Here is a 12619-nt window from a genome sequence, read left to right as displayed (position 1 = left end):
ATCGCTCCCACGGTTGAGCGCGGCATGCCGAGCGCAGCCGCAATCTGCGGGCCGCTCAGCCGGCGACGCCTCAGCGCCTCGATCTCGGCAACACGCTGCACAGGCGTTGCATGCGGACAGTGATGCGGGGCTGAACTGCGGTCGTGAAACCTGCGCGCGCCGCCCTGCCGGTGCCGGCGAAGCCAGGCATGGGCCGTGCGGCCCGAGACGCCCGCCGCCAGTGCCGCCGCCTTGACCGACCAGCCCCCTTCGACCCGCTCTGCCAGCAGGGCTCGACCGCAAGGCGTCAAACGGGCATTCTGATGAACGTTCATCCGGGCACCTCCGGCGCAGGCGTTGGAGCTTCGCAACCCCAGCCTCTCAGCACCGGCCCGGATGAACAACCTTCATAGCTTCGACACCTAGCCCGACAGGCTCGCAAGCTCCCGGACCAATTCCTGCCGCAACCAGGCAACCGATGGGTGTGCTCCCATCGTGCGGTGGGACAGCATCGAGATCTGAAGCGCCGGGCTTGGATAGGGCGGATCACGGAATTCAAGCCCCGGATTCTGCTCCGCCAATTGCTTGGGGACGAACGCAATCATGTCGGTGGCAGCGATAATCGGGGGCACCGTGAGAATATGAGACACAACCGCCCCGACCTTGCGTGTCAGGCCACGCTCCGCCATCAGCGCTTCGAGCTGGAGCGGATTGCTGCTGACATAGGCCCGTTCGAGGCCCTCCTGGTCGATTGTTCCGCCCGCAGTCATTGCGCCTTGGCCGGCGATGAGAATGTCGAGATGCGGGAATTCCGCCAGTTCCTCCACACCAAAGGTGCCGGTCGCAGCAGGATGCCCTCTCCGCATGACCCAGACATTCGGTCCTGTGAAAAGAGGCTCCATGACAAGGCGGGACGGGACGCGCCCGAACGCTCCAATGACGAGATGCAGGGTTCCGCGATCGAGTTCTTCCACGAGGTTGAGATCATTGAACGGGCGCAGCCAGAACCGCAGGCCAGGCCCGATCCGTCCCAGTTTTGAAAGAACGGGCGGCATCAGGGCGCCGATGACATAGTCGGATGTAGCAATGACGAAGCGCGTCTCAGATGAGCCCGGTTCGAATACAGGCCCGTGAAACGCCGCCTCGATCTGACGAAGTGCGCTCTTGATCGGCTGTGCCAACTCTTCAGCGCGCGGCGTCGGGTGCATTCTGCCGGGGCCGCGTACKAACAATTCGTCGTCGAGGATCCGCCGCAGCTTGTTCAGGGAATGACTGACGGCTGATTGGGTCAAACCCAGGCGAGCAGCGGCGCGGKAGGCGCCTCGCTCTTCCATGACCGCATCGAAGACGCGGATGAGATTCAAATCAAGCTTGTGAAGGATGCTCATTGGCCGAGCTTTATCCAATTGAGAACCGGGGAGCTCTTGCTCGCGCTCCTTCGCGACCGGACCGCCAGCTGCCCCCGGAACCGAGCTCGCCAGGGGAAACCGCCTCGGCACGCAGCTTGTGAATGGCAGGTTTCATCTTCGTCCCTTCGCCAGACAGCCTGGCCGCCTGCCTTGCGACCACAGCCGGCAGCCGAAGCGCTCCGCAGCTCCCTTCGTCTCACGAGGTGCCCCGCTCTCATCGAGGGGAAGCCATATGAGCAGCACTCATTCTTCAAATGGCATAGTTTCATTTCAATCATAAGCCCTGAGATCCCATATTCGGGCCGCACCCGGCAGATCAGATTGGCCGGTGAGGAACATCGACATGAGCGCTGCAGTCGCCCGCCTTCGCCCGGCAGAAGGCCCCGCCGCAAAGACAAGCGAACAACCGGCACAGCACAAGAGAAAGCCGCGCCGCGCGCTGATCAACCTCGCCCGCACCTCCGTGCTGGTGGGAGGCGTCGGGCTTGCCATCGTCATCCCGCTGGGATGGGGACACTGGATCGCGGGGCTTACCGACCAGACGACCGACAACGCTTATCTTCGAGCCGACACCGTTCCGGTCAGCGTGCAAACCGGGGGCCGGGTCACCCGGGTCGTGGTCGCGGACTTTCAGCCGGTAAAGGCGGGTGACGCACTGTTCGAGATCGAAGACACGGAACACGCGGCGCGCGTCAGACAGGCAGAAGCCGGCGTCGCAGCAGCCGATGCCGCCTTGCGCAATACCGAAAGCCGGACCGAGCTGCAGCATTATGTCATCGCTCAGACAGAAGCCGGCATCGCGGCCATCCTGGCTGATCGCGACCGTGCCGTTCAGGAACGCGGTCGGCAGGAGGCGTTGACACGCGACGGCTGGACGACGGCACAGCGGCTCGAACTCGCCGTAGCCGATACGAAGCGCTTCGATGCGCGACTATTGGAGAAGCGGGCTGAAATCGCAGTTCAGCGGCAACAGCTCGCGGTGCTTGGAACCCAGGATCAGCAGGCTCGAGCCGAACTGCAAAGCCGGCGCGCGGCTCTCGACCTTGCGCGCGTCGATCTCGGCTACACGCGGATCTCTGCCCCGATCGACGGCATCACCAACGCGAGTTCGGTCCGCGAAGGGCAATATGTCCGCACAGGGTCGCAGCTCATCTCGATCGTGCCGCTGCCACGGGTGCATGTCGTGGCCAATTACAAGGAAACCCAGCTTTCGCAGGTCCGGCCAGGCCAAGCCGTCAGCGTGACGATCGATGCCTTCCCTGGCCGCGCCCTGACCGGCCGCGTCGAGCGTCTGTCGCCCGCCAGCGGCGCGGAGTTCAGCTTGCTGCCGGCGGATAACGCAACCGGCAATTTCACCAAGGTCGCCCAGCGTATCGGAGTTCGGATCGCGCTCGACTCCACTCCGGAACTGGAGGGGCTGCTGCGTCCCGGAATGTCGGTCGTCACGACGATCCACACCGACCGGTTGGCGCCGGAACAGGCTCAACGCTGAACCCGCAACCTCGGGAGGCTCGATCATGGCGACCGCAATCCATCCCGCAGCCCCTGCGCGTCCAATCGCGGCCGCACCGAGCCTGCGCGCACTGGTCGGTGTCGCGGCGGTCTTGCTCGGCACGTTCACCGCACTCGTGAATGCGCGCTTGACTGAAATCGGCCTCGCCGACATTCGGGGCGCGCTCGGGATCGGAGCCGATGAAGGCTCCTGGATCACGACCGCCTACATTACGGCGGAGGTTGCCGCTATCCCAGCTGCGGTCTGGCTACGCGGGATCCTGTCCCCGGCCCGCGGCGTGCTCCTCGGTTCCCTGCTCTTCACGCTCTTCTCGTTGGCCGCGCCGTTCAGCCCGTCACTCACTGTCCTGCTGATGTTCCAGGCCTTGCGCGGGCTCAGTGCCGGCGTCCTGATCCCGATGGCCTATGCGGTGACGATGCGTCATCTGCCTCAGCCCATGCGCCTGTATGGCCTCTCCTTCTATGCGTTGATCTCAGCCTTCACACCGAGCCTCTCGGTGTCGATCGAAGCTTGGGTGATGGACCACTTCACCTKGCAGTACCTGTTCTGGCTGAACGTGCTGCCGGGAACATTGACGCTGTTCGCCGGGTCCTATGGCCTGACCCGCGATCCGATCAAGTACATGCGCTTTCGAAGGCCTGACGGTTTCAGCCTGATCGCGCTTTCACTCGGGCTGGCGGCTCTTGTCACTGCGCTTGATCAGGGAAACCGCCTCGACTGGTTCGCCTCGGGGCTTATTACCGGACTGGCGGCCTCGGCCACGCTTCTCCTCGGCGGCGCCCTGGTCCACGCGCTCCTGCATCACGATCCGCTGGTCGATCCCCGCCTGCTCTGGCGGCGCAACACCGGGCTCGGCCTGTTCATGATGTTCCTGACGCGCATCGCGGTGATGTCATCAGCTCTCGTGCTGCCGCAATATTTCGCCCGGGTGCAGGGCTACAGGGCGCTCGAGAGCGGCAGCGTGTTCCTGGCCTCCGCCTTGCCGCAGCTGCTCCTTATGCCGCTCGTCGCCAGCCTCTGCTACAGGGTCGATCCGCGCCGCCTGCTTGTCTTCGGCGCCGCGCTGCAGGGCGTCGGCCTCCTGATGATGGCAGGCCTGACCAGCCAGTGGAACGCGAGCCAGGTTCTCGTTCCCCTTGTCGTGCAGTCGAGCGCCGCGCCATTCCTGGCCATTCCGATCATGGTCCTGATCACCGAAGACATCTCGCTGCGCGAAATTCCCTGGATCGCATCGCTTGTTCACATCCTGCGCACGGTCGGCTCGGCGGTTGGCGTGGCCGCCGTTGGCACCTTCGTCCGGGTTCAGGAACAGGTGCATTCGAACCTGCTCGGCCAGCATGTCACGACCGCAAGCATCCAGGCCACGCAGCGGATCGAGACGCTGTCGCAGATGTTCTCGTCGCGCCTGCCCGAGATCGAAGCGACGCGGGCAGCTACCGCCCTCATCGCCCGCACGCTGCAACGGGAAGCCTTCGTCCTGGCCTATCGCGACGCGTTCCTGCTGCTCGGCATCCTGATGCTCGCATCGATCCTGATCGCATTTGGCTTCCGCAAGACCATGCTGCCCGGAAAGCTCTTGTAATCCCCCAGGGAGAGAACACCCATGTCTATTCGAGTGCCGACTTCGTCCAGCGACCGGGCTTCGCCCGAGGTCGAGACACATCATTCCGGATATCTGCTCGCCCGMATGCTGCTGGCCGGAGGCTTCGTCTTCAGCGGTCTCAGCAAGCTGTTCGACTTTGGCGGCGCAGTACAGGAAATGGCCCATAATGGATTGCCGCTACCGACCCTCATGGCGGCCGCCGTCATCGTGACGCAGCTGGGCGGATCAGCCCTGCTGGTCTGGCCACGGACGAGTTGGATCGGTGCGGGACTGCTCGCGGGATTTACCGCGATGGCKACCGTGGTTGCTCATGCCCCCTGGAATGATACGGGCCCGATCCCCCTGCCCCAGAGCGTGATCTTTCTCCAGAATGCCGGCCTGTTCGGGGGGCTTCTCCTCGCCTTGGCAATGGGAGGCGGACATCGTCAAATCCGCAGCCTGTTCGGATTGCTCCGTTCCCGGTGACCGGGAAGGGAGCAGCCTCGAACTTGCGTGAACCGACAAGGAGGGAAGAAAGCCATGGATGGCATMGTCATCGACCGCCCGGACCTGAACCGCTTCGAACTGGCGGTCGATGGAGGCTTGGCCCTGGCCTATTATCGGCTCGACGCAAACCGTGTCGTGCTGACCCACACGGAAGTACCGCAGGAGCTTTCAGGTCAGGGCATCGGCTCCAGGCTGGCGAAGGGGACCTTCGATCTCATCCGTGCCAGTGGGCGAAAGATCGTCCTCCGCTGCTCCTTCATGGCGGGTTGGGCCAGCAGGCATCCCGAATATGACGATATCATCGACGGCTGAAAGCAGGCTGGGAACCGCCCGCGCGCCCGCTGCGAACTGCCTGGCTATTCCGGAAGAGGAATGAATTCGCTCTCATCGGGCACATGCCCGAAACGCCCCTGCTTCCAATCTTCCTTGGCCTGCTCGATGCGCTCCTTGCTCGATGACACGAAGTTCCACCAGATGTAACGGGGACCTTCGAGCGCAGCGCCACCCAGGAACATCATTGTCGTCGGCTGGGTCGCGCGGACCGTGATCCGGTCGCCCGGCTTGAAGATCAACAGGCGCGGGCCTTCGAACAGGTCGCCCGCGATATCGATCTCGCCGCTGACGACATAGATCGCACGCTCCTCATGATCGGCGTCGAGCGGAACGCTCATGCCTGCGCCAAGCGATACTTCGACATAGAACCACTCAGAGGCCATGCTGACGGGCGCCGCCTTGCCGAAGGCGGAACCGGCGATGATCCGCGCCTTCACGCCCTGGTCCTGGATGGTCGGCAGATCCGTCGCGCCATAATGTTGGAAGGAGGGAGCGATCTCCTCCTGCGCGACAGGAAGCGCAATCCAGCTTTGCAGCCCGAGCATCGTGTGGGTCCCGTCGCGATCGGTTTCAGGCGTGCGCTCGGAATGGGAAATGCCCCGTCCCGCCGTCATCAGATTCATGGCGCCCGGGCTGATCTCCTGCACATTGCCTTCGCTGTCCCGGTGCATGATGCGTCCATCGAACAGGTAGGACACTGTTGCGAGGCCGATATGAGGGTGAGGCCTGACATCCATGCCATGACCGGCGATGAACTGCACCGGCCCGAAATGATCGAAGAAGATGAAAGGGCCGACCATCTGGCGCCTTCCATGTGGCAGCGCACGCCGGACATTGAAGCCGCCGAGGTCGCGCACGCGCGGAACGACGACAAGTTCGAGTGCATCGCAGGATTTTCGATCGCCCGTGATGGGGTCTTCCGTCGGTAGCCAGCTCATCGGCGTCTCCCTTGCGCACGGACCAAGCGGAATCGGGATCGATCGCCGCTGTATCATCGGCCCTGAGTTTCCGGGCAGCGATTATGAGCCTCACCGTGGGGGATGGCGAGGTCATGCACAGCACCATTGTTCGACCAGAAAGAACACAGAGTTCGGGAGCGGTACGCTTCCGGGGCTGAATCGCGGTGCTAGGCTGACCTGCCCGTTCGGACCCTGAGGCGACGATGTCGCGGGCGCCCGGCGCGGCTGCGCCACCGTCAAGGCACCGGTMAGCGTGCCAAAGCAACAGCGAGGATGACGTCATGACAAGCGAAGCCATTCGCGACCCGCGCAAGGATCACCTGCTGACGCCGCAGAATTCGGCCTTCATCATCATCGACTATCAGCCGGTTCAGGTGAACTCGATCGCCTCGATGGACCGACAGTTGATGATCAACAACATCGTCGGTGCCGCGAAGGCGGCCGTCGCTTATGGGCTGCCGATCGTCCACTCGACGGTGAATGTGAAGACCGGCCTCAACAAGCCGCCGATCCCGCAGGTCCAGAAGGCCCTGAAGGGCATTCCAACCATCGATCGCACCACAATCAATTCCTGGGAGGATGTCGAATTCCGCCAGGCGATCGAAGCGACCGGGCGCAAGAAACTGATCATGACGGCGCTCTGGACCGAGGCCTGCCTGACCTTCCCGGCGATCGACGCACTCGTCTCCGGCTACGAGGTCTATGTCGTCGCCGATGCTGTCGGCGGCACTTCGGTTGCGGCGCATGAGGCGGGCTTGCGGCGGATCGAGCAGGCGGGCGGCAAGATGATCAGCGTGCCGCAGCTCTTCTGCGAATTGCAGCGCGATTGGGCCCGCAAGGAGACCGTTCCAGCCTTCATCAACCTGTTCATCGAGACCGGCGGCACGGCCGGCATCCAGTTCTCCTACGATCGGACCGAGTAAGTCGGGACAAAGCCGCCGGCGCCGTGACGTGATCCAGGCTGGAGTGTCTCACTCGGGCTCGAATGACGCAGGTTCCGGCTCCTGTCGTCGGGAGCGTGCTGCATCGATCCGGATGAGAACCTGGGATCGATCAGGGCAACGGCCCGCCGGCGGGAGCCGCAGGGCGCTTCTCTGATTTGACCTGCCCACCGTGGAGGATCGGCAGAATGGGCGAGCTCTTCATCGTTGTTTCTCTCTACGCGAAGGACGGCAAGGAGGCGGACCTACGCCGCGACCTGACCAATGTCGTCGAGCCCTCACGCCGGGAAGAAGGCAGTCTGCGGTACGATCTCTTCGTCGACCAGAATGATCCGCGCCGCTTCGTCTTCGTTGAACACTGGGCGAGCACCGAAGCCCGGGACAAGCATCACAACGAAGGGGACCATATCCGGCACTTCCAGGACCATGGCGCCGCCAATGTTGAACGCACCGAGATCGCCTGCTTCCTGAACCGCATCGCGTGAAGAGCTCGGGACGATGCCTTAGCCGCGTTTGCTGCGTTCCAGCTCACACGGCCGGCGAAGACGCGTCCCGGCGCCGCTTCCGCTCTTCCTCGCCCCGAACGCAACAGGCCGCTGCGCCGCATCGCCGATGCGTCGCCCCACTCGACCGATCGATCACCCACGTTCCGCAATCTGGATCCCCGTCATGGCTGAAAACCTGGATAAGCAGCGCGCTATCATCCCGAAATTGGCGCCCCTCTACGCCGCTCTGGAACCTCTGGCCTATGCGGCAATGCGCGCCACGTCCGGGCTGATCATGGCGACATTCGGCTGGACCAAGCTGTTCGGTGACGGCATGACCCGCGACATCGAACTGTTTCAACGGCTCGGTCTGGAGCCGGCCGTGCCGCTCGCATATTTCACCAGCGGTCTGGAATTGCTCGGAGGTCTCGCCATCGCGATCGGCCTTCTCACCAGACCGCTCGCTTTCATGCTGTTCATCCAGCTCGTGGTGATCCTCGTGATGGTCATGATCCCGCGCGGCACCGGCTATCACCTGACCGTGGTCTGGCTCGGGACCTTCGCCCTGATGTCGGTGCATGGCGGTGGCCGGCTGTCACTCGATCGCTGGCTCGGCCGGGAATTCTAAAGCATCGGCCCGAAAAGTGGATTGCGGTCTTCGGGAAAGCCGATGCAAACACAAAGGGTTAGATCATCGAACCGGATACGATATCCGGTCCGATGATCTAAGGGCGTCAGCTGGCCGAGCCCTGATCGCTTGGGATCGTCCAGGGCACACCGTTCGCCAGCCGCTTGCTCAGGTAGTCCACAAGTGTCCGGACGCGGTGCGACAGATGGCGCGTCGGCGGATAGACTGCGTAGATCGTATCCGGCAGCGCCTCGTCATCGGGCAGGACATGGATCAGCCGCCCCGCGCGAACAGCATCGGCCGCAATGAACAGGGGCAGGACCGCAAGGCCGAGGCCAGCAATCGCCAGATCGCGCATGACCTCGCCATTATTGGTGACGAGATGGCTGCGTGTCACCACTGTGCGCGGGCGCATGTCCGGAGCGATGGGGAGGAACTGCCAGAGCCGGCTGGCATGGGCATTGGCGTAGTCGATGCAGTTATGAGCCGAGATCTCGTCGATGGACCTCGGCAGCGCCGTCTCCCGGGCATATGCGGGGCTGCAGCAGACGATGCGCCGGCTCTGGCACAGCTTTCGCGCGATAAGTGAGGAATCCGGCAACCGCCCGATGCGGATCGCGAGGTCATAACCGCCCGCAACCAGATCCAGCATGCGATCGTCAAGGTCGATCGCGAATTCGACGCCAGGGTGGAGCCGCGCGAAATCAGCCAGCATCGGACCAAGATGCAATGTCGCAAAGCTCATCGGTGCCGTCACCCGCAAGCGCCCCTTCAGCGGGCCCGTACGGTCGGTCACCACCTCCACGGCTTCATCGATGCTGCGCAGCGCGTCGCGCATATGGTCGTGGAACAAGGAACCCTGTTCGGTCGGCGTGACGCTGCGGGTCGAGCGGTGGAGGAGCGCGACGCCGAGCGCCTCTTCGAGATCGCTGATGCGTTTGCTGACCACGGATTTCGACAGCTTCAGCTCACTCGCCGCAGCCGTAATTCCCCCGGCTTCCACCACCTTGAGGAAGGTCAGCACATCGTCGAAACGCCAAGCCATTGTTCGATGATAGCGAACCATCACCCCTTAGCGAAAGGGCTTCGGCACCGTTTCAGCCACACGGCCAGCGCCAGCTACGAAACCGGCGTCGGTGCATAGGCCACGAAGCGCCATTCTCCAGCTTCTCGGAGCCATACGGCAAGGTAGCGATTGTTCAGAGATTTCGCGGTGCCGTTGACCGTGACCTCCGCCTTCATGACGCCGGTCACCAATGCGACATCCCCAAAGACCTTGATCTCCTGATCCTCGTTGGAAATCGCGTGATAGTCGAAGAACTTCGCGCCGACCTTCTGCAGGTAGCTTTCCTTGTCGTCGCGCGCTGCGTTGGAATGCGTATAGGCGAGGCTGTCGGAGAGCATGTCACCAAGCACGGTGAGATCCGCCTGCAGCATGGCGTCATAGCGCCGCTTCTCCAGTTGCTCGATTGCGCGGATCGTCGGGTCGGTCATGAACGTATCCTCGAATGGTTTCGGGCAATGCCGGTCTGGATCTTCAGAGACTTGGATTCTCAGAGTCCGGGCCTTCAGATCGTCCGGCCGGCATCGATCTTGAGATGCGCTCCGGTCAGATGTGGAAGCTGATCGCTCAGGGCAAAGGCGACATAGCGCCCGAGTTCCTGCACATCGACGACCTCGCCCATCGGCAGGCTCTTCGCCACCTGATCGAGATAGCCGGGCATGGCACGCGTGGCATCCGTCGCCGTCGTGCCCGGGACGAGCGTGTTGACCCGGATCCGGTGCGGCGCCAGTTCCAGCGCGAGGCCTTGCATCAGCGCGTGAACGCCGCCCTTGCTCGCAACATAGGGCAAGAGGCCAGACACCGGCCGCAGGGCGGTCGACGATCCGGTCGCAATGATGGACCCGCCCCCGCCTTGCCTCACCATCACGCGTGCGGCCTCCAGAACCGTCAGGAAGGTTCCGGTGAGATTGACGTCGAGAACCTGCTGCCAGTCCTCCAGCGTGAGTTCCGCAGCCGGTTTTCGCGCGCCGATGATGCCGGCATTCGCCACGGCAGCATCGATGCGCCMGAAGCGCTMGACCGCCGCAGAAAACAATCGGCTGACGGCCACCGCCTCTCTGATATCGGTTGCGACAGCCAGAGCATCACGCCCCGCGCTCCCAAGCGCTGCCGCCACGTCCGCGAGTTTGCTCTTGTCGAGCCCCGCTACGATGAGGCTCGCCCCCTGCTCTGCACAGGCCTCTGCTATGGCCCGGCCGATGCCGGATTCCGCTCCGGTGACGACGATGACTTTTCCGGAAAGCAGCACATCTCTCTCCCATCTCAGGATGTTCCCGAGAGCCGCTGCTGCGGACTTGACCTCCGCAGTAGCGCCGGACGATTCAGCCGCGCGCGGAACCGTGCCCGTCGAAGACAGCGAAATCGGTGTGGTGCTGGATCCATGGGCGCGGCGGCGGCGCGCCCCAACGGTTCACGACCTTGATATTGGTCAGGTCCGCATCGATATCGGCAACCTTCGGCTCATACCCKGTATCGTTCGCGATKACTTMCATCTCCGACGAACACTCCACCATGAAACCTGCCGGATCGAGATAATAGGCGAAGAGATTGTMGCCCGCGCCGTGACGCCCGGGCCCMCAGACTACAACGCGGTCCAATGCGTCGAGCACGTCGCCGAGCCGCATGAAATCGGTGAACTGGGCAAATTCCCAGGCGTAATGATGGATGCCCGGTCGAGCCCCCTTGACGATCCCGACCGTGTGATGCCGTCCGTCGGCAGCGCGAAGCCAGACCAGTTCACATCCCGAGGTGCGCTCCGAAATCTTGAGACCAAGGGTCTCGTGCAATTCACCGTAGATCCGCCAGGGATCGGGAGACGTCAGATTGACGTGACAAATGCCGCGCGGGTGAATCCCGGCCCCGGCGTAGCGCCGTGGCTGGTCCGCCGGCATCGGAGTATGAACTTCGAAGACATGGCCATCGCTGGTCGTGAAGGTGACCGAGCGCTCGATGCATGGCAGCGACGGCTCGCGGGACAAGACCGCAAGTCCAACCGCTGAGGCGCGCGAGGCCGCGGCCTCGACGGCATCGCCATCCAGTGCCTCGAGGCCCACCGTCCGCGCTGCGTTGCCGGAAGCCTGATGCAACATCAACTCCGCGCGACGGCCTGTCGCCGTCAACACGGCGCGCCCGTCATGGTAGTCGACGATGCGCAACCCAAGGACGCTTTCTGCATCCCTTACGCATGCATCCAGATCCTCGACATTCAAGGCCATGTAGCTCTGGCGGGTAACCAGCGGCGTCATGAGCGTAAACTCCCTCGTTCAGTCCATTTCTTTTGGGCTATTCTTGTTCTTGCTTGGGTTCAGTGCGACGCGGCGGCGCGGCTAGGCTGCGCTCGCCACAGCGACCTCGTCGCGCACCGGATTCCGGAGCACGCCGAGCCCTTCGATCTCGACCTCGCAAATGTCGCCATCCTTCATGAAGAGCGGCGGCTTGCGGGCAAATCCGACCCCAGCCGGCGTTCCGGTAATGATCAGGTCGCCAGGCTCCAGCGTGATCGCCTCGCTGAGATAGAAGATCAGGTCGGCAAGCGGGAAAACCAGATCGCTGGTATTCGCGGACTGGACCACCACGCCATTGAGGCGCGTCTCGATCTTCAAGCCCTTGCCGCCCGGCGGCAACTCGTCGGCCGTGACGAATTCGGGGCCAAACGCGCCGGTATCGTCGAAGTTCTTGCCGACCGTCCATTGCGGTGACTTGAACTGGTAGTCCCTGATCGAGCCGTCGTTGAAGATCGAATAACCCGCGACGTGGTCGAGCGCCGCTTCACGCGAGATATGCCGGCCGCCTCGCCCGATCACCGCCACGAGCTCGCCCTCGAAATCAAGCTGGGCCGATACCGCTGGGCGGACGATGGCTTCGCCATGGCCGATAAGGCTCGACGCAAAGCGCGGGAAGACGGCCGGATAGCTCGGGACGTCCTTGTAGGGGCTCTCGGCCGCGTGATCGACATAGTTCAACCCGACGCAAACGATCTTGGGCGGTCGGGCAACCGGCGGGAGAAAGCGAAGGGTGGCCTGGTCCAGTCGCTTGCCCCGCGGCGCGCGGGCCAGCGCGGCAACGGCACCGGGTCCATCCGCAAGGACCTTGCCGAGATCGACGGAACCGAGATCGAAAAGCTCAGCGCCATCACGGACGGCCAAACCCGCCTGCTGACCCGAGACATAACTCACGTACCGCATCGCCATCTCCTTGATTGGATGTCGAGACGGTAGCA

15 protein-coding genes are annotated in these 12619 nt (G+C 63.3%); 7 read left to right on the top strand and 8 right to left on the bottom strand.

Translation table 11 applies throughout. From position 1 onward, the window contains the following. Both AC1DIO_RS31445 and AC1DIO_RS31440 read right to left on the bottom strand, forming a co-directional pair. Positions 1 to 314: leucine zipper domain-containing protein (locus AC1DIO_RS31445; protein WP_476854619.1), on the bottom strand; the 314-nt coding region annotated here is incomplete at its 3' end. Positions 315 to 401: 87 nt separating this feature from the next. Further along, positions 402 to 1478 carry a LysR family transcriptional regulator gene (locus tag AC1DIO_RS31440; protein ID WP_476854618.1) on the bottom strand — a complete coding sequence of 359 codons (1077 nt, stop codon included), beginning with the start codon at positions 1476 to 1478 and terminating at the stop codon, positions 402 to 404. 253 nt (positions 1479 to 1731) lie between these two features. Between AC1DIO_RS31440 and AC1DIO_RS31435 the strand changes: the two genes are divergently transcribed. From AC1DIO_RS31435 to AC1DIO_RS31420, 4 genes are read left to right on the top strand one after another with little or no spacing between them, the layout of a single operon-like run. Then, positions 1732 to 2880, top strand: a complete 1149-nt coding sequence (locus AC1DIO_RS31435; protein ID WP_441508066.1) for an HlyD family secretion protein — start codon at positions 1732 to 1734, stop codon at positions 2878 to 2880. Between the two features lie 25 nt (positions 2881 to 2905). Continuing rightward, positions 2906 to 4483 carry a DHA2 family efflux MFS transporter permease subunit gene (locus AC1DIO_RS31430; RefSeq protein WP_476854617.1) on the top strand — a complete coding sequence of 526 codons (1578 nt, stop codon included), beginning with the start codon at positions 2906 to 2908 and terminating at the stop codon, positions 4481 to 4483. A 21-nt stretch (positions 4484 to 4504) separates the two neighbouring features. Continuing rightward, positions 4505 to 4969, top strand: coding sequence for a DoxX family protein (locus AC1DIO_RS31425; protein ID WP_441508064.1), 465 nt, complete (start codon positions 4505 to 4507; stop codon positions 4967 to 4969). Between the two features lie 54 nt (positions 4970 to 5023). Then, positions 5024 to 5302 carry a GNAT family N-acetyltransferase gene (locus tag AC1DIO_RS31420; RefSeq protein ID WP_441508063.1) on the top strand — a complete coding sequence of 93 codons (279 nt, stop codon included), beginning with the start codon at positions 5024 to 5026 and terminating at the stop codon, positions 5300 to 5302. 44 nt (positions 5303 to 5346) lie between these two features. Here AC1DIO_RS31420 and AC1DIO_RS31415 read toward each other — a convergent pair whose 3' ends face one another. Next, a complete protein-coding gene (locus AC1DIO_RS31415; protein WP_441508062.1) occupies positions 5347 to 6261 on the bottom strand; it encodes a pirin family protein in 915 nt (304 codons plus the stop codon). A gap of 302 nt (positions 6262 to 6563) precedes the next feature. Here AC1DIO_RS31415 and AC1DIO_RS31410 point away from each other — a divergent pair, with 302 nt between their 5' ends. The 3 genes from AC1DIO_RS31410 to AC1DIO_RS31400 all read left to right on the top strand — a co-directional run bounded on the left by AC1DIO_RS31410 (position 6564) and on the right by AC1DIO_RS31400 (position 8336). Then, a complete protein-coding gene (locus tag AC1DIO_RS31410) occupies positions 6564 to 7205 on the top strand; it encodes a hydrolase (protein ID WP_441508061.1) in 642 nt (213 codons plus the stop codon). A gap of 206 nt (positions 7206 to 7411) precedes the next feature. Continuing rightward, positions 7412 to 7708: a putative quinol monooxygenase gene (locus tag AC1DIO_RS31405; RefSeq protein WP_441489960.1), complete on the top strand. Its 297-nt coding sequence runs from the start codon at positions 7412 to 7414 to the stop codon at positions 7706 to 7708. Between the two features lie 184 nt (positions 7709 to 7892). Further along, positions 7893 to 8336: a DoxX family protein gene (locus AC1DIO_RS31400; RefSeq protein ID WP_441508060.1), complete on the top strand. Its 444-nt coding sequence runs from the start codon at positions 7893 to 7895 to the stop codon at positions 8334 to 8336. 106 nt (positions 8337 to 8442) lie between these two features. On the opposite strand, the gene AC1DIO_RS31395 is transcribed toward AC1DIO_RS31400, so the two are convergent. The 5 genes from AC1DIO_RS31395 to AC1DIO_RS31375 all read right to left on the bottom strand — a co-directional run bounded on the left by AC1DIO_RS31395 (position 8443) and on the right by AC1DIO_RS31375 (position 12584). Then, positions 8443 to 9381 (bottom strand): LysR family transcriptional regulator, encoded by a 939-nt coding sequence (locus tag AC1DIO_RS31395; RefSeq protein WP_476854616.1) that lies wholly within the window; start codon positions 9379 to 9381, stop codon positions 8443 to 8445. Between the two features lie 74 nt (positions 9382 to 9455). Then, entirely contained in the window at positions 9456 to 9830 is a 375-nt protein-coding gene (locus AC1DIO_RS31390; RefSeq protein WP_441508058.1) for a nuclear transport factor 2 family protein, read from the bottom strand. Between the two features lie 74 nt (positions 9831 to 9904). Further along, a complete protein-coding gene (locus tag AC1DIO_RS31385) occupies positions 9905 to 10648 on the bottom strand; it encodes an SDR family NAD(P)-dependent oxidoreductase (RefSeq protein WP_476854615.1) in 744 nt (247 codons plus the stop codon). 73 nt (positions 10649 to 10721) lie between these two features. Then, on the bottom strand, positions 10722 to 11645 hold the full coding sequence (locus tag AC1DIO_RS31380) for a VOC family protein (RefSeq protein WP_476854614.1): 924 nt from the start codon (positions 11643 to 11645) through the stop codon (positions 10722 to 10724). An 81-nt stretch (positions 11646 to 11726) separates the two neighbouring features. Further along, positions 11727 to 12584, bottom strand: a complete 858-nt coding sequence (locus AC1DIO_RS31375) for a fumarylacetoacetate hydrolase family protein (RefSeq protein ID WP_441508055.1) — start codon at positions 12582 to 12584, stop codon at positions 11727 to 11729. Positions 12585 to 12619 lie beyond the last annotated feature (35 nt).

It is taken from the genome of Allobosea sp. 05T439 (genome assembly GCF_056396005.1).
Note: the sequence above shows the minus strand (reverse complement) of the source record. Positions and strands in the feature narration are given on the sequence as shown.

Bases quoted from the DNA above. Each gene is read 5' to 3' on its own strand.
- AC1DIO_RS31435 (WP_441508066.1), top strand. From the start codon at position 1,732: ATGAGCGCTGCAGTCGCCCGCCTTCGCCCGGCAGAAGGCCCCGCCGCA.
- AC1DIO_RS31415 (WP_441508062.1), bottom strand. From the start codon at position 6,261: ATGAGCTGGCTACCGACGGAAGACCCCATCACGGGCGATCGAAAATCC.
- AC1DIO_RS31410 (WP_441508061.1), top strand. From the start codon at position 6,564: ATGACAAGCGAAGCCATTCGCGACCCGCGCAAGGATCACCTGCTGACG.
- AC1DIO_RS31405 (WP_441489960.1), top strand. From the start codon at position 7,412: ATGGGCGAGCTCTTCATCGTTGTTTCTCTCTACGCGAAGGACGGCAAG.
- AC1DIO_RS31400 (WP_441508060.1), top strand. From the start codon at position 7,893: ATGGCTGAAAACCTGGATAAGCAGCGCGCTATCATCCCGAAATTGGCG.
- AC1DIO_RS31395 (WP_476854616.1), bottom strand. From the start codon at position 9,381: ATGGCTTGGCGTTTCGACGATGTGCTGACCTTCCTCAAGGTGGTGGAA.
- AC1DIO_RS31390 (WP_441508058.1), bottom strand. From the start codon at position 9,830: ATGACCGACCCGACGATCCGCGCAATCGAGCAACTGGAGAAGCGGCGC.
- AC1DIO_RS31375 (WP_441508055.1), bottom strand. From the start codon at position 12,584: ATGCGGTACGTGAGTTATGTCTCGGGTCAGCAGGCGGGTTTGGCCGTC.